Origin of the sequence: Micromonospora globispora (assembly GCF_003857015.1) — a bacterium.
Classification (GTDB): domain Bacteria; phylum Actinomycetota; class Actinomycetes; order Mycobacteriales; family Micromonosporaceae; genus Micromonospora; species Micromonospora globispora.
The window spans coordinates 1-18582 of record NZ_QGGF01000341.1; the positions used below are offsets into that span (position 1 = coordinate 1).

Sequence of the window (18582 nt, forward strand, 5' to 3'; positions counted from 1 at the left end):
GGCGCTGCCGGCGCTGCGCCGCCTGGCCGAGCAGGCCGGAGCAACCGCGCACCTCACCGTGGTCGAGGGCGGCGAGGGGGTCGCCCTGGCGGTGGTCGAGCCGAGTTGGACGTCGTTCCACGTGGCGTACCGGACCGGGTCCCGGCATCCGCTGGAGCTCGGTGCGGCGGGGCGGGCCATCCTCGCCGGGCGGGCGGGCGCCGCCGGCCCGGTGAGCACCAGCGGGGAGTTGCAGTCCGGGGCGTACGGGGTGGCCGCGCCGGTGCTCGGGGTGCCCGGACTGGAGGCGAGCGTCGGGGTCGTCTCCCTGGCCCCGCTGGACGTCGAGGTGGTCGGCGCCCAGGTCACCACCGCCGCCATCGCCATCGCCACGGCCCTGGGCTGACGTCAGGCACGCGAAGGCCCGGGCGACAGGTGGTCGCCCGGGCCCGCACGGTGTTGCCGGCTGTCACATGGGGGTGGTCACCGCGGCGTACGCGTCGACGATGCCGTACCCGTAGAAGCCGTTGAACTCCTCGTCGCCCTCGCAGTAGGCGTTGAACTGGCCACTGCGGTCCTCACGCTGGTACGTCTGCATCCGCGGCTGCGGGCAGGCGTGCTCGGCGGCCGTGGTCGTGAGCTGCTTCTCCACCGTGTCCGGAGCGAGACCGAACTCGCCCTGGCGCCACGTGCCGAACCGGCTGACGATCAGCGACGCGACGCCGGCGGCGTGCGGCGACGCCATCGAGGTGCCCTGCAGGTAGGTGTAGTAGCCGCAGGCGCCGCCGGCGGTGCACTGCTTGAAGACGTAGCTCTGCGCGTCCGGCAGGATGTTGCCGTCCTTGTCGACCGCGCCCTCCTCCTGCAGCACCTTCTTCGGGTAGCTGGAGAGGATCATGTTGGCGTCGGTGCGGTAGGCGTCGGTCCCGTAGCCGTCGCGGTACCAACCGCCCGGCGCGGCGACCGAGATCTGCTCGGTGCCGTAGTTGGAGTAGTCGGCCTTGCGGCCCGACGGGCCGACCGACGACACGCCGATCACGTGCGGCCCCTCGACCGGCAGGTCGAGGCAGGTGTCGTTGTCGATCGGCCGGTGGTACGGCGCGGGGCCGTAGTCCGGGCTGCTGGTGTCGACGCGGGGCTTGCCGAGGTCCTCGTGGTTGTTGCCGAGGGCACCGACGAGCGTCACGCCGTGGTCGTGGGCGTAGTTCAGCGCCCGCTTCATGGCCGTGATGATGGCCCGCTGCTCGGCCCGGGCTTCCGGCGAGTCGGTCGGGTTGTTGGTGCAGTTGTAGAGCCACGGGTCGACGTAGAAGGACATGTTGACCACGTCGAGGCCCTTGTCGCCGGCGTAGACCAGCGCGTTGACGACGGGGTCGAGGAAGAAGTAGCCGGAGTCCTGGCCACCCTTGAGCTCGACGAGCTTGACCCCGGGCGCGACGCCGGAGACCCCGAAGCCGTTGGCGGCAGCACCGACCGTGCCCGCGACGTGCGTGCCGTGGCCGCCGTCGTCGGTGCCGATCGGGTCGAGGCAGCTGGCGACCTCGCACGCGCCGTCGATGTCGGTCATGTCGGGAGCGAAGTTCTTCGACAGCGACCAGCCGAAGTTGGGCGCGATGTCCGGGTTGCTGGCGTCGACGCCGGTGTCGAGGATGCCGACCTTGACATCGGCCTTGCCGTCCTCGACGGCGCGGGCCCGGTCGGCGTGGATCATCGACAGGCCCCAGAGCTTGTCGTCGAGCGGGTCGAGGCCGGTGGGGCCCTTCGCCAGTTCGACGGTGCCCTTCTTCGGGGCGTTCGCCAGGTTCTCGCGCTCGACCTTGTCGAGGTCGGCTCGCGGGGCGTAGCCGACGGCCTTGCGCTCACTTGCACCGACGAGCGACCCGGTGCCGGCGACGCGGCTGGCGAAGTCGGCACGGTTGCTGGCTACGCGGAACATGCCGACGCTGTCCGTACGGGACACCACGGTTCCGCCCGCGGCCTTGATCGCGGCGATCGCCGTGCTGGCGGAGACGCCGTCCTTCGCCACCACGGTGAAGGTCCGGGTGCTGGTCGTCCCGGCGTTGGCCGGCGCAACCAGGCCGGTCACCGTGAGTGCCAGCGCGGCCGCGGTCGCGACCCCGCCGACGGTGAAGCGTTTGCTCACCACATCAGATCCTCTCCGTTGAGGGACGTGGCAGCCATCACATACCACCGAAGGTAGTTCACGCCAGACAAGCGTCCGGAATGGACCGGAATCAGGTTTTCGTCGGTTCCAGCGCGGCCAGCGCGTCGGGCAGTTCGCCCAGGCTGGACACCTCGGCGTCCGGCGCGAGACCGGTCGGACGGGGCAGTCCCGGCCGGTTGAGCCAGACCGCCCGCAGCCCGGCGCGCTGCGGCCCGACCACGTCGTGTTCCGGCGAGTCCCCGACGTACACGATCCGCTCGGGCGGCACTCCGGCGGCGGCCACCACGGCGGCGTAGAACTCCGGCGCCGGCTTTTTCGGCAGGCCGTTCTCGTGCGCGTACAGCTCGAAGGCGAACTCGCCGGCGAGCCCGCAGCGTTCCGCGCGGCTGTTGCCGTTGGTGGCGAAGCCCAGCAGGTGGCGCCGCCGCAGCGCGGCAAGCGCCGGCAGCGCGTCCGGGAAGGGCCGGGTCAGCGCGAACCGGCGGTCGAAGAAGATGCCGGCAAAATCGTCCAGCTCGTCGTCGAGCCCGGCCCGGGCCAACGACCGAGCCAGCGCAGCCCGCCGGACCTCCTGCACCGGCGCGGAGCTGAGCCCGCCGAACACCGTGCCCCAGTCGGACTCCAGGTCCGCAAGGGAGACCGCGGCCGCCGCCGGGGTCCGCCGCCGCATCTCCTCGAGTACGGCCACCAGCGCGCCGGTGACCGCCGGCCGCAGGTCGAGCAGCGTCTCGTCGGCGTCGAAGACGACGGCGGCCGGCATCCCTTCGGGCCGCTCAGCGGGCTCGCTCACCGCTCGCTGGACAGGACCGGCTCGGCCGGGGTTCCGGCCGGCTGCCCGGGCTCCGGCGCGGCGCGCAGCTCGTCGACGCGGACCAGGGCGACGCCGGCCACGATCAGCGCGCCGCCGAGCAGTTGGACGACGGTCGGCAGCTCACCCAGCACCAGCCAGGCGATCAGCACCGCGAACATCACCTCGGTGAGCCCGACGAAGGACGACAACCGGGCGCCCAGGAGTCGCGCCCCGGCGATGCCGGTGAGGTAGGCGACCACCGCGGCGATCAGCGACAGGCCGGCGATCGGCACGAGCCAGCTCATCCGGTGCCCAGCGAAGTCGACATCGGCGAGACCGGCCCGCAGGGGCAGCAGCCCCACCACGCCGAGCAGGAGCAGGACCAGAGCGCCGACGGCCATCCCGGCGCTCGCCATCACCACCGAGGGGAGGCCGGCGTCGACCCGGCCGGCGATGACGAAGTAGCCGGCCAGTCCGACGCCCGCGCCCAGTCCCCAGAGCACGCCGACCGGGTCGAGGCGGCTGCCGCCGGTGAGGTCCAGCACGAAGACCAGCCCGCACAGCGCGGTCACCGATCCGACCACGGTGAGCGTGCGGGGCCGCTGCCCGTGGACCAGCCACATCCAGCCGACCACGATGATGATGCCCAGGTACTCCAGCAGCAGCGCGACCCCGACCGGCAGGTAACGGACGGCGTTGAAGAAACAGGCCTGGGCGAGGGCCACCCCGAGCAGTCCGAACACGACGACGGTGCCGGCGTTGCGCCGCAGTACGTGCCAGCGACCGCGCAGGGCCAGCAGGGCCGGCACGGCCAGCACCAGCGCGGCGATACCGACCCGGGCCACCACCACCGCCTCGGCGGACCACTCGCCGCTGATCAGTGGCCGGGCGAAGGTGCCCGAGGTGGCGAAGGTGAGGGCGGAGAGCAGCGCCAGGCCGAGGCCGACACCGGGCCATTCACGCATCGACATGCTCCTTGGTCCGACGGCCGTCATGAGTGATTAGGGGTTATGCTCATGACGCTAGTCCGGCACCCTGACAGGAGTCAAGTTGCTTTTCGCCCATGACACCGAGTGCGGCCTGATCGCCGCCGCGGGGCTGGTCAACACGGCCGACGGCGACCAGGAGGGGCTGCCCGACGTCGCCGCGCTGGATGAGTTCTTCACCGCCCACGGCTGGACCGGACGGCACGAGCACACCGAGGCGGAGCTGCGGTCGGTACGGGAACTCCGCCCCCGCCTGCGCCGGATCTGGCACGCCGACACGGACGGTGTGGTGACCATCGTCAACGGGCTGCTCCGCGAGTCGAACGCGCTGCCGCAGCTCATCCGGCACGACGACGAGCCGTACCACCTGCACGCCGTGCCCCGGGACGCGCCGCTGGCCACCCGGATGGCGGTCGAGGCCGCGATGGCGGTGGCCGATCTCGTCCGTGCCGGCGAGCTGAGCCGGCTGCGGATCTGCGATCACCCGGACTGCGACAACGTCCTTGTCGACCTGTCGAAGAACCGCTCCCGCCGGTTCTGCGACGCCGGCTGCGGCAACCGGGCCGCCGTCACCGCCTACCGGGCCCGCAAGGCGGCCGCCCACTCCTGACAACCCGGGGGTTATCCGGTCAGCAACCAGCGGGTGACCGTGACGCGCAGCAGGACGTAGTCGCCGTCCGGCCCGGCTGAATCGGTGATGTCCCAGCCGTCGTACCGCCGGCGAAGACCCTCCACGACCTCGGGCGGAAACGGCGCGTACCGGATGACGGCGGTGCCCTCGGCGACGACCGGCGCCATCCCGTCCGGCAGCGCCAGCGACACCCGGGGGTCGGCCGCGACATTCCGGGCCTTCACGGTCCGCTCGGTCGTGGCGATCCACCACCCGTCGTCCCGGAACAGGTACCAGACGGGGGTGAGGTGCGGGGAGCCGTCCCGGCGCAGCGTGCAGAGCCAGACGATCCGCTCCCGGTCCAGCCGGTCGAGCAGCTCCGGCCCTGGCGCGGTCCGCACGTCAGCGCGGCGGCGTGGCCACGAAGGCCCGCCAGGCGTACGGGTCGAAGGTGCTCTTCCTCCACCGGGCACCGGTCGGGTCCATGACTCGGCCATCTCCCTCAACAGCTCGATCGACTCTTGTGACGGCAACGCCGCTGCGAGGCTCGCAGGTCGGCCACGCCGGGCGGCTCACCGTCGCCCAATTCTGGCGGGCCAACGATGGCAACCCGAGGGACCTCTTCGACCGCTTTCTCGGTTGGGTCCCGCGCGGCGGTCCCGGTCGCCTCGGTCCGCCCCGGTCGGACGGTGCTTGAGGAGTACCTGTGGAGCTGCCCCGCCCGTGCTACCGCCGTCCCGAGCCCGATTCGGCGGCGGGAGCACGGGCGGTAGCGTGCGCGGGGCACCTCCACAGGACTTCACGAGAGCGTCTGACGGCACCGGACACCAGCCGTCAAAGCCGAGGACGGTCAGGGGTGGGTCATCCGGAGCAGGTCGAGGGCCTCGTCGAGCTGCTGCTCGGAGAGCTTGCCGGAGTCCACGTGACCGCGGGCGATCACGATCTCGCGGATGGAGGTCTGCTTGGCCAGCGCCTCCTTGGCGATCGAGGCGGCCTCGTCGTACCCGAGGTAGCGGTTGAGCGGGGTGACGATCGACGGCGAGCCCTCGGCGTACGCGAGGCAGACCTCGGCGTCCGCCACCAGGCCGGCCAGCAGACGGTCGGCGAAGAGCCGGCTCGACGCGGCCAGCAGCCGGATCGACTCCAGCAGGTTGCGACCCATCACCGGGAGCATCACGTTCAGCTCGAAGTCGCCCTGAGAGCCGGCGAAGGTGACCGTGGCGTCGTTGCCGATCACCTGCGCGCAGACCTGCCGCATCGCCTCGGCGACCACCGGGTTCACCTTGCCGGGCATGATCGACGAGCCGGGCTGCAGGTCCGGGATGCGCAGCTCGCGCAGGCCGGCGCGGGGACCGGAGCCCATCCACCGGATGTCGTTGGCCATCTTGTAGAGGCCGACGGCGATGGTGCGGAGCTGGCCGGAGGTCTCCACCAGCGCGTCCCGGGCGCCCTGCGCCTCGAAGTGGTTGCGCGCCTCGGTCAGCGGCAGCCCGGTCGACGTGCGCAGCTTCTCGATCACCTTCGCGGCGAAGCCCAGCGGGGTGTTGATGCCGGTGCCGACGGCGGTGCCGCCGAGCGGCAACTCGGCCAGCCGGGGCAGCGACCCCTCCAGCCGCTCGACGCCGTAGCGGACCTGGGCGGCGTATCCGCCGAACTCCTGGCCCAGGGTCACCGGCGTGGCGTCCATCAGGTGGGTACGCCCGGCCTTGACCACCGTCTCGAACTCGGCGGACTTGCTCTCCAGCGCCTCGGCCAGGTGCCGCAGCGCGGGCAGCAGATCCTCCACCACGGCCTGGGTGGCGGCCAGGTGGATCGAGGACGGGAAGACGTCGTTGCTGGACTGCGAGGCGTTGACGTGGTCGTTCGGGTGGACGTTGCGGCCCAGCTCCCGGCTGGCCAGGGTGGCGATCACCTCGTTGGTGTTCATGTTGGACGAGGTGCCCGAACCGGTCTGGAAGACGTCCACCGGGAACTGGTCGTCGTACCCGCCGTCGGCGACGTGCGCCGCAGCGGTGGCGATCGCCTCGGCCACGTCCGCGTCGATCACGCCCAGTTCGGCGTTGACCTGCGCCGCCGCGCCCTTGATCTGGGCCAGGGCCTTGATCTGGGCCGGTTCGATGCCCCGCCCGGAAATCGGGAAGTTCTGCACCGCGCGCTGGGTCTGCGCCCGCCACAGCGCCTCGGCGGGCACCTCGACCTCGCCCATCGAGTCGCGTTCGATCCGGTAGCCGGTCGCCTCTGGAGTCGTCACGCGTACCATCCTGCCGCGCCTGCCGCCGACTCGCAGATGATCGCTCAGTCCAGCTCGGCCAGCAGCTCCGCCGTGCTCGCCTGGTCCGGGGAGTCGACCTGGCGGTACAGGGCCAGCGCCCGGCTGGCGTACGTGCGGGCCTGGCGCGGGTCGGTGCCGCGCAGGCAGCGGGCCATGCCGTCGAGCGCGCGGGCCTGCTCGTGGCGGGCGCCCAGTCGGGTGGCGTCGGCAAGCACCCGCCGGTGCAGGTCGAGTGCGCTCGCGACGTCGCCCTGCTCGAGGATCGCCCGCGCCAGCAGGTTCCGCGAGGCACACTGCCCGATCAGGTCCCGGGCGTCGCTCATCGCGACCAGCGCGGCGCGGTGCCGGGCCGCGGCCAGGTCGGGCCGGCCCGACTCGCGGTCCAGCTCGCCGATCTCGTTCAGCACCTCGCCCTCCCCGAACCGATTGCCGGCCCGGCGCTTGAGCCGGAGCGCCGCGGCCAGCAGCCGGCGGGCCGGGCCCGGGTGGCCCATCCGGTGCCGGACCATTCCGACGTGGCCGAGGGCGTTTCCCAGGTGCCGGGGCTCGCCGGTCTCCCGGGCCAGCAGCAGGTGGTTGCGGGCGGTCCGCAACGCCTCCTCGTACCGCCCCGACCAGGTGAGGGCGATCGTCAGGTTGTTCAGCAGGTTCGCCATCGGCCCCGTCTCGTTCTCCTTGCGGGCGAGCGCCGCCGACGCCTCGAACCGCTCGAACGCCCGCCGGTAGTCGCCGTGCGTCGTATAGGCCGATGCCAGGTTGCCCAGGATGTTGCGAACCTCGCGCCACCGCCCCAGCCTGCGGTAGAGGGTGAGCGCCACCTCCATCTGGCCGATCGCCTCCGCGAAACGGGCCTGCCGGTAGTAACCCGAGGCGAGGTAGTTCAACGTCATCGCCACCGCCTCGTCGTCGCCGAGCGTCTCCGCGGCCCGGAGGCCGACGGTGTGCGTCTCGATCAGCTCGTCGAGGTGGCCGCCGTCGAAGTTGGCCTCCCAGCAGGCCCGGGCGAGCTGCCAGCAGTGCCGGAGGAAACCCTCGGTCTCGGCCACCCGGACCAGGGCGGTCAGTGCGGCCCGGTTCTCGTCGAACCAGGCCCGGCCCAGGCCGACGGCGGAGGCGACCAGGTCCGGACGACTCGGCGGCGGCAGCGGGAACAGGGTGGGGGACCCGGCCATCTGCAGCGAGCGGGCGATGGCTGCGGCAACCTGCAGGTGGTAGTCGAGGAGCCGTTCGAGGGCCGGACGCCCCTCGCCGGCCTGCTGCTCGGCCGCGAGCGTCCGGGCATACTCCCCGATCAGGTCGTGCAGCCGGTACCGGCCCGGCTCACCTTCCTCGATCAGGTTCGCGTCGACCAGCTCGTCCAGCAGGTCCTGCGCCTCGGTCAGGGGCAGGTCGGCGAGCACCGCGGCCACCCGGTTGTCCACCCGGCCACCGGGATGCAGCCCCAGCAGCCGGAACAGCCGCTGCGCCGCCGGCGACACCTGGGCGTACGAGAGGGCGAACGCCTGCCCGACCGAGCGCTCCCCCGCGCTGAGTTCCGCCAGCCGGTCCCGGCCGGAGGTCAGCCGTTCCGCGAGGTCGGCGATCCGCCAGCGGGGCCGGTGCGCCAACCGGGCTCCGGCCAGCCGGATCGCCAGCGGCAGATACCCGCAGAGCCGCGCCACCTCGGCTGCGGCCTCCGGCTCGGCGGCCACCCGGGCGGCGCCGGCGACCCGGCCGAGCAGCTCGATCGCCTCGTCGGGGTCCAGGACGGGCAGGGACGAGGGGCGGCCCTCGTCCAGGCCCACCAGCCGCCGCCGGCTGGTGATCAGGACCAGGCAGCCCGGCCCGTTGGGCAGTAGCGGAGTGACCTGTGCGGCGTCCGCCGCGTTGTCGAGCACCACCAGGGCGCGCCGGTGGGCCAGCTCGGTGCGCCACATGGCCAGCCGGTCGTCCGGGTCGAGCGGCACCCGCTCGGCCGGCACGCCGAGCTGGCGGAGCAGGGTGGCCACCGCCGCGGCCGGGGTCAGCGGGGTGCGTGCGCTGTGCCCGTGCAGGTCGATGAAGAGCTGCGCGTCCGGGTAGCGGCCACCGAGGGCGGTCGCGAGGTGCACCGCCAGCGTGGTCTTGCCGCTGCCGGCCATGCCGTCGACGAGCTGGACCCGGGCCCCCTCCTCCTCGATCTCCTTGACCAGCCGGGCCACGGTCTCCTGCCGGCCGGTGAAGTCGCTGATCGCCCGAGGCAGCGCCCGGATCGGGTTGTACGTCCGCTCAGCCGGTCCGGTCAGCGCCAGGTCGCCGGCGAGCACCCGCTGGTGCAGCTCCTGCAACGCCGTGCCGGGCTCGATGCCCAGCTCGTCGGCATAAATGCGGCGGCCCTCGCGGTAGACGGCGAGCGCGTCCGCCTGCCGGCCGACGGCCGAGAGGGCGAGCATCAGCTGGCCGCGCAGCCGCTCCCGCAGCGGGTCCCGTTCGACGGCTTCGGTGAGCTCGTCGATGAGGTCGGCGGCCCGCCGGAGCCGCAGCTCGACGTCGACACACTCCTCCAGCGCGGCGAGGCGCTGCTCATCGAGGCTCTGCGCCCGGCGCCGCACGCTCCGGCTGCGGATGCCACTGAGCGCCGGGCCCCGCCAGAGGGCCAGCGCGGCCCGGTAATGGCGGCGCGCCTCGGTCGGCTGGCCGGCGTCGACCGCGGCCCGGCCGGCGTCGACCGCCCGCGCGAAGACCTCGGCGTCCAGGTCGGCCGGGGCGACCCGGATGCCGTAGCCCACCGGGTCGGTGACAATGATCTCCGGCGGCAGCCCGAGCAGGGCGAGGCGCTGTCGCAGCCGCGACACGCAGATCTGGAGCTGGGCGCGCGCGGTGGCCGGCGGATTCTCCTCCCAGACCGCGTCGACCAGCTCCTCGATGGGCACCACCCGGCCGGCACGCAGCAGGAGCGTGGCGAGCACGATCCGGTCCCGACCCGCGGTGACGGTGGATTCACCACCGCCGACCCGCAGGGATCCCAGGATCCCGAACCGCATCCGCACCCCCGTACGCCTTTTGTGCAACTTACTGCAGCGTAACCCCGTGCTCGGGGATCGCCCTCGGGCCGGCGATAGCGATCTGATAGCGGATCGACAGCGGCAGCGTCGACACTCGTGCCGGGTTGTCGGTGACGGCATCCGACGGGGGCGGTGCGCCCGACCGGGCGAAACCCCGGGCGGGCGCACCGATGTCGATGAACGGCAGGCGGGGAAGAGGGCGCCGGGGCGTCCCCTTCCCCGTGCCGCCGACCACCCGCTGGCGCGTCAGCCCACCTTCATCGGCCGAAAGTCGGGCGCACACGACGCCATCACGTACTTAAGATCATGGAAATCCTGTCACTCCCTTCGGAGGCTCAACCTTGCACGACAACGGGGGTTCCACCGGCGTGCCCACGGCACGTCGTCGGCGCGTACGGCGCCGGTTCCTCACCGCAGGCCTCGCCGCCCTGCTCACCACCACGGGCGCCGTGACGTTCACCGGCCAGCCGGCGTCGGCCCTGCTCAACTACGTTCAGCCGGTCGAGGTGGCCTGGACGGACAACGCCCAACCCACCCGCTCCTTCACGGCGGAGGACGGCACCCTCCCGGTCGGTACCTGGGAGACGACGTCCGGCGACAAGCACACGTCCCGGGCCTACTTCACCTTCGACCTCACCCGCTACCACGGACAGCGGATCATCAGCGCCCGCGCGGTGACCGGCGAGCGGTCCGTGAACGACTGCGACAAGCCGCGGGAACTCCAGCTCTGGCGGACCGAGAACCCGGCCGCGGCGCCCACCTGGAAGACGGCTCCCAACACCATCGAGAAGCTCGCCGACATCAGCCTCCCCGACGCGCCCTGCCCGTCGACGTACCTGTCGACCGCGATCACCGACGCGGTCCGCAAGGCGGTCAGCGAGCGGCAGGACAAGCTCACCCTCATGCTCCGCATCGGTGAGCACGAGGACGGCGTCCACTGGGGCCGGCGGGTGAAGACCCTCGGCGTCTCGCTGGAACACAACAGCGCGCCGAACGTCCCGACCAAGCTCAGCGCCGGCGGCGTCGCCTGCCGGGACGACCTGTTCATCGGCACGACCCGGCCGGAGCTCCAGGCCCTGCTGACCGACCCGGACGTCAACGAGACCGGCGGCGGCGACCAGGTGAAGGCGACCTTCGCCTGGTGGCCAGCGGACCGGCCCGCCGAGCGGACCGAGTTCGAGTACCCCTACACGATGTCCTCGGGCTACTGGTTCCGGTACACCGTGCCCGACGGGGTAATGGTGCACGGCGGCACGTACGCGTTCAGCGTCCGCGCCACCGACCAGTACGGCGACACCTCGGACTGGTCGCCGGAGTGCCGGTTCACCGTCGACACCCAGCGGCCGGCGGCTCCCACGGTCACCTCGACCGACTACCCGGCCGCGCCGTACCAGCCGACCGCGTTCGGGCCGAACATCCCGGGCAAGTTCACCTTCTCCGCCAACGGCTCGGACGACGTCAAGAGCTACCACTACTGGGGCTACGACGGCTCCGGCCAGGTCGATGCCGACGGCCTCGGCGGGTCGGCGACCGCCACCTACACCCCGAAGAGCGCCGGCCCGCACCGGCTCTGGGTGTACAGCGTGGACCGCACCGGCAACCGTTCCCAGACCGTCGAGTACTACTTCTACGTCCAGCAGACCGCACCGCGGATCACCGACGCGAACCCGACCGGCGCGATCGGCGAGCCCCGGGAACTGACGTTCTCGCCGGGCATGGAGAACGTGGTCGAGTACACCTGGCGGCTCAACGACGGGGAGCCGGCGACCGTGTCGGCCGCCGCCGACGGCACCGCTAAGGTGACGATCACGCCGCGTCAGGCCGGCTCCAACAAGGTCACCGTGACCAGCCGGACCGCGGACGGCCTGCCCAGCGGCGAGGCAATCTACTACTTCTACCTGGCCACCAAGCCGACCGTCACCTCCCCGGAGTACCCGACGGACGCCACGGACGGCGCCCTCGTCGGCACCCCCGGCACGTTCACCTTCGCCCCGGGCATGGCCGGGGTGACCGAGTACGTCTGGTCGGTCAACGGCGGCGAGCAGCACACCGTGGCCGCGCGGAAGGACGGCACCGCCAGCGTCACGTTCACCCCGACCTGGGGCGGCCTCCAGTGGATGGAGGTGTTCAGCCGGACCGCCGACGGCGTCGAGTCGGAGACCACCTCCGCCTACTTCGTCGCCGTCTCGCACGCCCCGGAGGTCAGCTCGGCCGACTACCCGATGTACCAGGAGAGCGGCGGCCCGGCGGCGACCGGGCAGTTCACCTTCCACCCGGCCCGGGAGGGCGTCAGCGAGTACGTCTACGACTTCGGTGACGGCCCGCAGACCGTGGCGGCGGGGGTCGACGGCACCGCGACCATCAGCTGGACGCCGGGGTCGTACCCGGTGGACTCCAGCGGGTGGGTGCGGCTCACCGTGCGCGAGAAGATGGGCGACATCGTCTCCGACGAGACCGAGTACTCCTTCATCCTCGGCAAGCTGGCCCCGACGGTGGCCAGCGAGGACTACCCTGCCGGCGGCGGCGGGACGGGCGGCGGCCCTGGGATCCCAGGGCAGTTCACCCTGACCGCCCACATGCCGGGCACCACCGAGTTCGTCTACCGATACGGCGACGAGGAGCAGACCGTGCCGGCCGGCGCGGACGGCACCGCCACGATCACCCTCACCCCCTACGAGGGCGGCAACTACCTCTTCGTGTCCAGCCGGACCGCTTCGGGCATCACGTCCGGGGAGGACTACTACTACTTCTACGTGGCCAACCCGAGCTGACCGGGAGACACGGGAAGGGGCGCCGGGCGGATTCGCCCGGCGCCCCTTTCGCGTACGTCCGGGGTCAGCGACGGCCGACGGTGAGCACCGGCTTGGTCACCTCGGCGAAGAAGTCGTTGCCCTTGTCGTCGACCACGATGAAGGCCGGGAAGTTCTCCACCTCGATCTTCCAGACCGCCTCCATGCCCAGCTCCGGGTACTCGAGGACCTCGACGTGCTTGATGCAGTCCTGGGCGAGCCGGGCGGCCGGGCCGCCGATCGAGCCGAGGTAGAAGCCGCCGTGCTGCTGGCAGGAACGGGTCACCTGGGCGGACCGGTTCCCCTTGGCCAGCATGACCATCGACCCGCCGGCCGCCTGGAACTTCTCCACGTACGCGTCCATCCGGCCGGCCGTGGTCGGGCCGAAGGAGCCGGAGGCGTACCCCTCGGGGGTCTTGGCCGGGCCGGCGTAGTAGACGGCGTGGTCGCGCAGGTACTGCGGCATCGGCTCACCCGCGTCCAGCCGCTCGGCGATCTTGGCGTGCGCGATGTCCCGGGCCACCACCAGCGGCCCGGACAGCGACAGCCGGGTCTTCACCGGGTACTTGGCGAGTTCGGCGCGGATCTCGTCCATCGGCCGGTTGAGGTCGACCCGGACCACCTCGGACGAGTCGAGCTGCGCCTCGGTGACGTCCGGCAGGAAGCGCGCCGGGTCGGTCTCCAGCCGCTCCAGCCAGACTCCGGACGGGGTGATCTTGGCGACCGCCTGCCGGTCGGCGGAGCAGGATACGGCGATGGCCACCGGGCAGGAGGCGCCGTGCCGGGGCAGCCGGACGACCCGCACGTCGTGGCAGAAGTAGCGCCCGCCGAACTGCGCGCCGATGCCGAAGTTGCGGGTCAGCTCCAGCACCTCCGCCTCCAGCTCCAGGTCACGGAAGCCGTGCGCGCTCATCGAGCCGGAGGTGGGCAGGGCGTCCAGGTACTTCGCGGAGGCGTACTTCGCGGTCTTCAGGGCGTACTCGGCGGAGGTGCCGCCGATGACGATGGCCAGGTGGTACGGCGGGCAGGCCGCGGTGCCGATTAGCCGCAGCTTCTCCTCCAGGAACTGCATCATCCGCGTCGGGTTCAGCAGCGCCTTGGTCTCCTGGTAGAGGTACGACTTGTTGGCCGAGCCGCCGCCCTTGGCCATGAAGAGGAACTTGTACGCGTCCGGGTGCCCGTCCGGGTCCTCGGCGTAGATCTCCACCTGGGCGGGCAGGTTGCTGCCGGTGTTCCGCTCCTCCCACATGGTCAGCGGGGCGAGCTGCGAGTAGCGCAGGTTGAGCCGGGTGTACGCCTGGTAGACGCCGCGCGAAATGGCCTCGGCGTCGCTGCCGTCGGTGAGCACGTGCCGGCCGCGCTTGCCCATCACGATCGCGGTGCCGGTGTCCTGGCACATCGGCAGCACGCCGCCGGCCGCGATGTTGGCGTTGCGCAGCAGGTCCAGGGCGACGAATCGGTCGTTCGGCGAGGCCGCCGGGTCGTCGATGATCGAGCGGAGCTGGGCCAGGTGCGCCGGCCGCAGGTAGTGGGCGATGTCGTGCATCGCCTCGGCGGTCAGCGCGGTCAGCGCGGAGGGCTCGACGGTGAGAAAGCGACGGCCACCCGGGCCGTCGACGACGTCGACGCCCTCGTCGGTGATCAGGCGATACTCCGTCTGGTCGGGACCGGTCGGCAGCAAGGGGACGTACGAGAACGCGGCGGCACTGCTCATGACGGAAAAGCCTAGGGCAGAGGCGTCGATCGGTGACACCCGCCGGGGGCGTCCTGGGACGCCGCTCTCACCCGCCGTCCTCCTGGTAGCAGAGTTCCCGCTTCGGCCCGCAGCTCCCCTCGTCGGAGGGGACCTGGTAGGTGCCGGTCGGCGCCGGCCCGGGGAGGGGGCCCTCGTCCGGAGGCGGCGCGACGGAAGCGCCCCAGCGGACGTACCCGATCTCCCGGCCCTCCCCGATGATCATCCCGTCCGGGCCGACCGCCAGGGCGCTCGCGGAGGTCCGCAGCACCACCAGCTCCCCGCCGGTACCCGGGTCCAGGGCGATCAGCCGGGACGGCTTCTCCTCGGCGATCAGCGCGGCGTACGGGGTGAGCGCCCCGCCGCTCTTGCCGCCGGCGGCCCGGGTCCACAGCACCCGGTCGGTGGAGAGCTCCCGGGCGACGACGGACCGCTTGTCGGCGGTACGCACCAGCGCGTACCGGTCGTCGACCGCGATCACCTTCTCCCCTTCGGCGCCGACGTGCAGCAGCCGACCGTCGTACCCGTCGAGCACCGCCTCACGGCCGTCCGGGGCGACCCCGATCATCACGTTCCGGGCACCCTCCGGATCCTCCCGCTGCACGCAGCCGGCGTACTGGGCGGTCCGCAGGTTCACCCCGGTGCGCCGCCACACCTGCTGGCCGGTGGCCGGGTCCTGGCCGACGATGGTGAAGTAGCAGGTGCCGTCGCGGGAGGTGGCGGTGATCCGGAGCAGCCGACCGCCGATCACGGCCAGCCGCTCCTCCCGGCCGGGCTGCACGTTCTGCAGCACCCGGCCGGTGGCGGTGTCCACCACGTGCACCCGCCCGTCGACCGGGAAGCCGAGCAGCGGCGGCACCGCCTCCGGGCCGGCCGCCCCGGCGTCGATCCGAGGCGCGGTGAGCCGCCGGCTGCCGAGCAGGTCCGGGTTGTCGGCGAGCAGACCGCTGTGCACGCCGGGCAGGAAGGCCGTCCAGAGTGGCCGGGTGCCGCGCGGATCCCAGGCGGTCAGCACACAGTCGGTGGGCGCGGCGCAGCTGACGTCGAGGACCGCGTTGCGGTACGTCCACACCGCCACCGCGTCGTCGTCGCGGCGGCGTACCGCGCCGGTGCGCGGGTCGAGCAGCTCGTACCCCTTGACCAGGAGCTTGCCCACGGCGACGACCGGGTCCCGGTCGCCCCCGGCCACCGCCGCCCAGTCCGCCTTGCGCTCCCAGAGCTGCGTGCCGGTGGCCAGGCTGCGCGCCTCCACCCGGGTCCGCTGCTCGACGATGACGGTGTCGCCGGCGATGGTGACGCTCTTCGGGGTGCCGCCGACCCGCTGCTGCCAGACCACGTCCGGCTCGGAGATCGGCTCGCTCCGGTCCACCCAGTCCCACACGGTCGGGAACGGGTTCCACACCCCGGTCGAGGCGAGGATGACCACGGTGATGAGGCCGAGCAGCAGCCATCCACGAACACCCAGCCCGCTCCCCTTGGCCACGTCGGACACGGTAGCGACGATCACCGGCCTCCCGAGTGCCCGCGCGCCCGTGTCGCCGGGCTTTCTTTGCCGTCGTCGAAATCGGTCAGCGCACCGCGGAGCGGACCAGCGGCAGCACGCGGTACGGGATCTGCTCGGCCAGGGCGATGATCGTGGAGGCGCGGGTGATGCCCTCCGAGGAGACGATCTGGTCGATCACCCGCTGGAGGTCGGTGTTCGAGCGGGCGACGATCCGGCAGAGCAGGTCGCTGGAGCCGGTGATGGTGTGTGCCTCCAGCACCTCGGGGATGGCGGCGAGGTGCGCGGTGACCGGGTCGTGGCCGTGCCGCTGGCTGATCTCCAGGGTGACGAAGCTGGTCACCCCGAAGCCGATCGCGGCGGGTGAGATGTCCGGCCCGAGGCCGGTGATCACGCGCCGCTCGACCAGCTTGTCCAGCCGGGCCTGGACGGTGCCCCGGGCCACCCCGAGCCGCCGGGAGCATTCGAGCACCCCGATCCGCGGCTCCTCGGCGAGCAGTTCGATCAACCGCGCGTCCAGTTCGTCGAGCTGTACATCCTGACCAGCGTTCACGGGTAGACACCCTACCGAATGCACAACCTGACCAGCATTTCGGCGGAGGGTTGCCCAACCGGCGGCGCTGAAGCGATCCTCGCCACATCAGCACACCAACGGCGGCCCACGAGGCCGGCCGGTACGCAAGGGAGGCCACCATGACCCAGGCGATCGACCGACCCCAGTCATCCGAGGAAGTCGACGTCGACGCCCTCGTCGGCGCCGTCGACCACGACATCAGCCGGGACCCTTTCCCGGTCAAGGGCCTGGACCACGTGCACTTCCTGGTCGGCAACGCGAAGCAGGCGGCGCACTACTACTCCACCGCGTTCGGCATGACCTGCGTGGCGTACCGGGGCCCGGAGCAGGGCTACCGGGACCACGCCCAGTACGTGCTGACCAGCGGCTCGGCCCGGTTCGTGCTGACCGGCGCGGTGCGCCCGGACGCCCCCGGCGCCGACCACGTCGCCAAGCACAGCGACGGTGTCTCCGACATCGCGATGGAGGTGCCGGACGTGGACGCCGCGTACGCGCACGCCGTCGCCCAGGGCGCGACGGGCCTCGAGGAGCCGCACGACCTCAGCGACGAGCACGGCACCGTCCGGGTGGCCGCCATCGCCGCGTACGGCGACACCCGGCACACCCTGATCGACCGGTCCCGTTACAGCGGCCCGTTCCTGCCCGGCTTCGTGGCCCGTGGCCCAATCGTGGACCGGCAGCCGATGATCGACGCCGGCATCCAGCCGAAGCGCTTCTTCCAGGCGATCGACCACGTGGTCGGCAACGTCGAGCTCGGCCGGATGGACGAGTGGGTGGAGTTCTACAAGCGCGTCATGGGCTTCACCAACATGGCCGAGTTCATCGGCGACGACATCGCGACCGACTACTCGGCGCTGATGAGCAAGGTCGTCGCGAGCGGCACCCGCAAGGTGAAGTTCCCGCTCAACGAGCCGGCCATCGCGCGCAAGAAGTCGCAGATCGACGAGTACCTGGAGTTCTACCAGGGCCCGGGCGCGCAGCACATCGCCGTCGCCACCAACGACATCCTGGCCAGCGTCGACGCGATGCGCGCCGCCGGCGTCGAGTTCCTGGACACCCCGGACTCGTACTACGACGACCCGGAGCTGCGCGCCCGGATCGGCCAGGTGCGGGTGCCGATCGAGGAGCTGAAGGCCCGCAAGATCCTGGTCGACCGGGACGAGGACGGCTACCTGCTGCAGATCTTCACCAAGCCGGTGCAGGACCGTCCCACCGTCTTCTTCGAGCTGATCGAGCGGCACGGCTCGCTGGGCTTCGGCAAGGGCAACTTCAAGGCCCTGTTCGAGGCCATCGAGCGGGAGCAGGAGAAGCGCGGCAACCTGTAACACTGTCGAGCGTGACGCAGCCTCCCCCGTTGTCGACGCCGCCGCCCGCCGGGCCTCCGCCCGCGGGCGGCGGCTTCACGCCGCCCTCCGGCCCCGTTTCGGGGTACGCCCCGCCGGCGCAGTACGCCCCGCCCCCGTACGCCGGGATCGCGGCCTACCCGGGCCCACCGCCCGGCTGGGCACCCCACCCCGGCCTGGCTCCCCCGCCGGTCGCACCCAATGGGCAGCCACTCGCCGGCTTCGGCGACCGGCTGCTGGCCTGGATGATCGACACCGCTCTGGCCAGCCTGCTGTCGGTGGTGCTCTTCCTGCCGGTCTTCCTGTGGATCTGGTACCGCACGGTCACCGACATGATGACCGTCAACCCGGACGGCAGCGTGCGGCAGCCCGACCCGGCGCAGCTGATGGGCGACTTCATCGTTCCGCTGCTGCTCGCCGAGGCCGGGTTGATCGTGCTGCTGCTGATCTTCTACTGGCTCTACCACGTCGAGTACGCCTACCGGACCGGCCAGACGCTCGGCAAGAGGATCATGAAGATCAGGATCGTCCCGGTCGACCCGACCCGCACCCTGACCCGCGGCATGGCCGGCAAGCGGTACCTGGTCGAGTTCGTCGCCGGAATGCTGATCCCCTTCTTCAACTACGTCGACGGGTTCTGGCAGCTCTGGGACAAGCCCTGGCAGCAATGCCTGCACGACAGGTTCGCCGGCACCGTCGTCGTTAAGGTTGCTCCGTGAGCGAGCGCAGTGAGGCGACGCGGTGAGCGTGCAGCCCGGGTGGTACGTGGACCCCGCCGACCCTGAGACCCGACGGTACTGGGACGGCGAGGGGTGGATC

At 71.9% G+C, this 18582-nt stretch carries 15 protein-coding genes; 6 read left to right on the forward strand and 9 right to left on the reverse strand.

The features are described 5' to 3' along the window. Nucleotides 1-385: IclR family transcriptional regulator domain-containing protein (locus tag DKL51_RS16700; RefSeq protein WP_438819663.1), on the forward strand; the 385-nt coding region annotated here is incomplete at its 5' end. A gap of 63 nt (nucleotides 386-448) precedes the next feature. Here DKL51_RS16700 and DKL51_RS16705 read toward each other — a convergent pair. The 3 genes from DKL51_RS16705 to DKL51_RS16715 all read right to left on the reverse strand — a co-directional run bounded on the left by DKL51_RS16705 (nucleotide 449) and on the right by DKL51_RS16715 (nucleotide 3898). After that, a complete protein-coding gene (locus tag DKL51_RS16705; protein WP_109946026.1) occupies nucleotides 449-2122 on the reverse strand; it encodes a S8 family serine peptidase in 1674 nt (557 codons plus the stop codon). A gap of 91 nt (nucleotides 2123-2213) precedes the next feature. Then, nucleotides 2214-2903: an HAD family hydrolase gene (locus DKL51_RS16710; RefSeq protein ID WP_109946006.1), complete on the reverse strand. Its 690-nt coding sequence runs from the start codon at nucleotides 2901-2903 to the stop codon at nucleotides 2214-2216. Between the two features lie 26 nt (nucleotides 2904-2929). Further along, a complete protein-coding gene (locus tag DKL51_RS16715) occupies nucleotides 2930-3898 on the reverse strand; it encodes an EamA family transporter (protein WP_109946007.1) in 969 nt (322 codons plus the stop codon). A gap of 85 nt (nucleotides 3899-3983) precedes the next feature. Between DKL51_RS16715 and DKL51_RS16720 the strand changes: the two genes are divergently transcribed. Then, on the forward strand, nucleotides 3984-4529 hold the full coding sequence (locus DKL51_RS16720; RefSeq protein ID WP_109946008.1) for a CGNR zinc finger domain-containing protein: 546 nt from the start codon (nucleotides 3984-3986) through the stop codon (nucleotides 4527-4529). 11 nt (nucleotides 4530-4540) lie between these two features. Here DKL51_RS16720 and DKL51_RS16725 read toward each other — a convergent pair whose 3' ends face one another. The 3 genes from DKL51_RS16725 to DKL51_RS16735 all read right to left on the reverse strand — a co-directional run bounded on the left by DKL51_RS16725 (nucleotide 4541) and on the right by DKL51_RS16735 (nucleotide 9803). Further along, nucleotides 4541-4930 carry a TIGR03618 family F420-dependent PPOX class oxidoreductase gene (locus DKL51_RS16725; protein ID WP_243420567.1) on the reverse strand — a complete coding sequence of 130 codons (390 nt, stop codon included), beginning with the start codon at nucleotides 4928-4930 and terminating at the stop codon, nucleotides 4541-4543. 449 nt (nucleotides 4931-5379) lie between these two features. After that, complete coding sequence (locus DKL51_RS16730) at nucleotides 5380-6789, reverse strand: class II fumarate hydratase (RefSeq protein WP_185734823.1); 1410 nt, start codon at nucleotides 6787-6789, stop codon at nucleotides 5380-5382. Between the two features lie 35 nt (nucleotides 6790-6824). Then, nucleotides 6825-9803, reverse strand: a complete 2979-nt coding sequence (locus DKL51_RS16735) for an AfsR/SARP family transcriptional regulator (protein ID WP_109946011.1) — start codon at nucleotides 9801-9803, stop codon at nucleotides 6825-6827. 389 nt (nucleotides 9804-10192) lie between these two features. On the opposite strand from DKL51_RS16735, the gene DKL51_RS16740 reads away from it, so the two are divergent. Then, nucleotides 10193-12595: a hypothetical protein gene (locus tag DKL51_RS16740; RefSeq protein WP_123809621.1), complete on the forward strand. Its 2403-nt coding sequence runs from the start codon at nucleotides 10193-10195 to the stop codon at nucleotides 12593-12595. Nucleotides 12596-12659: 64 nt separating this feature from the next. Here the strand turns inward: DKL51_RS16740 and DKL51_RS16745 are convergent, their stop codons facing one another. The 3 genes from DKL51_RS16745 to DKL51_RS16755 all read right to left on the reverse strand — a co-directional run bounded on the left by DKL51_RS16745 (nucleotide 12660) and on the right by DKL51_RS16755 (nucleotide 16399). After that, entirely contained in the window at nucleotides 12660-14327 is a 1668-nt protein-coding gene (locus DKL51_RS16745) for a fumarate hydratase (protein ID WP_109946013.1), read from the reverse strand. Between the two features lie 67 nt (nucleotides 14328-14394). After that, nucleotides 14395-15828 carry an outer membrane protein assembly factor BamB family protein gene (locus DKL51_RS16750; RefSeq protein WP_109946027.1) on the reverse strand — a complete coding sequence of 478 codons (1434 nt, stop codon included), beginning with the start codon at nucleotides 15826-15828 and terminating at the stop codon, nucleotides 14395-14397. Between the two features lie 85 nt (nucleotides 15829-15913). Further along, nucleotides 15914-16399, reverse strand: a complete 486-nt coding sequence (locus DKL51_RS16755; protein WP_109946014.1) for an Lrp/AsnC family transcriptional regulator — start codon at nucleotides 16397-16399, stop codon at nucleotides 15914-15916. Nucleotides 16400-16539: 140 nt separating this feature from the next. On the opposite strand from DKL51_RS16755, the gene hppD reads away from it, so the two are divergent. From hppD to DKL51_RS16770, 3 genes are all read left to right on the forward strand, one after another. Beyond that, nucleotides 16540-17745 carry a 4-hydroxyphenylpyruvate dioxygenase gene (gene hppD, locus DKL51_RS16760; RefSeq protein ID WP_109946015.1) on the forward strand — a complete coding sequence of 402 codons (1206 nt, stop codon included), beginning with the start codon at nucleotides 16540-16542 and terminating at the stop codon, nucleotides 17743-17745. Nucleotides 17746-17756: 11 nt separating this feature from the next. Then, entirely contained in the window at nucleotides 17757-18482 is a 726-nt protein-coding gene (locus tag DKL51_RS16765; protein WP_109964700.1) for an RDD family protein, read from the forward strand. Between the two features lie 22 nt (nucleotides 18483-18504). Next, nucleotides 18505-18582, forward strand: a 78-nt coding sequence (locus DKL51_RS16770) for a DUF2510 domain-containing protein (RefSeq protein ID WP_124812238.1), incomplete at its 3' end; no start/stop codon positions are given.

What these genes read in the sequence shown, in the direction of transcription:
- DKL51_RS16710 (WP_109946006.1), bottom strand. Translation starts at nt 2,903, where the DNA reads ATGCCGGCCGCCGTCGTCTTCGACGCCGACGAGACGCTGCTCGACCTG.
- DKL51_RS16715 (WP_109946007.1), bottom strand. Translation starts at nt 3,898, where the DNA reads ATGCGTGAATGGCCCGGTGTCGGCCTCGGCCTGGCGCTGCTCTCCGCC.
- DKL51_RS16730 (WP_185734823.1), bottom strand. Translation starts at nt 6,789, where the DNA reads ATGGTACGCGTGACGACTCCAGAGGCGACCGGCTACCGGATCGAACGC.
- DKL51_RS16735 (WP_109946011.1), bottom strand. Translation starts at nt 9,803, where the DNA reads ATGCGGTTCGGGATCCTGGGATCCCTGCGGGTCGGCGGTGGTGAATCC.
- DKL51_RS16745 (WP_109946013.1), bottom strand. Translation starts at nt 14,327, where the DNA reads ATGAGCAGTGCCGCCGCGTTCTCGTACGTCCCCTTGCTGCCGACCGGT.
- hppD (WP_109946015.1), top strand. Translation starts at nt 16,540, where the DNA reads ATGACCCAGGCGATCGACCGACCCCAGTCATCCGAGGAAGTCGACGTC.